A 433-nucleotide genomic window follows, 5' to 3' on the forward strand; every position below is an offset into this window, starting at 1 on the left:
CTACGAACACGTCTGGGACTTCGGCAAGGGCTTCGTCGTCGACGGTGTCTGGGGCACGGTCAAGGGCCTGGGCACCCTGGTCGGCACCGAGGGCTGGGAGGGCATGAAGCAGTCCTGGACCGGCCTGGGCAACCTCGCCTCGGGTGTCATCCTGACCGTCGTCGCGCCCCACGCTCTGTGGTTGACCCCGGAGGAGGACCTGCCGGGCTTCGCCCGGGACGCGCGCAACGCGATGAAGGAGACCGGGAAGGCGCTGATCGCCTACGACCAGTGGAGCGTGAACCCGGCGCGTGCTGGTGGTGCGGTCACCTTCAACGCCCTGACGACGATCTTCACCGGCGGCACGGGAGCCGGAGCCTCCGGTGCCGGCAAGGCAGCCGCCGCGGCCAAGGCACTCTCCTTCGCGAACAAGGCGAGCCGCGCCGTCGACCCG

General features: G+C 70.2%; 1 pseudogene. It reads left to right on the forward strand.

Annotated elements, in window-relative coordinates:
* Positions 1 to 433 (forward strand): annotated as a pseudogene (locus IG90_RS0138830) (hypothetical protein); the annotation flags it as partial.

It is taken from the genome of Streptomyces anulatus (genome assembly GCF_000721175.1).
In the GTDB taxonomy this organism is placed as follows: Bacteria; Actinomycetota; Actinomycetes; order Streptomycetales; family Streptomycetaceae; genus Streptomyces; species Streptomyces anulatus_C.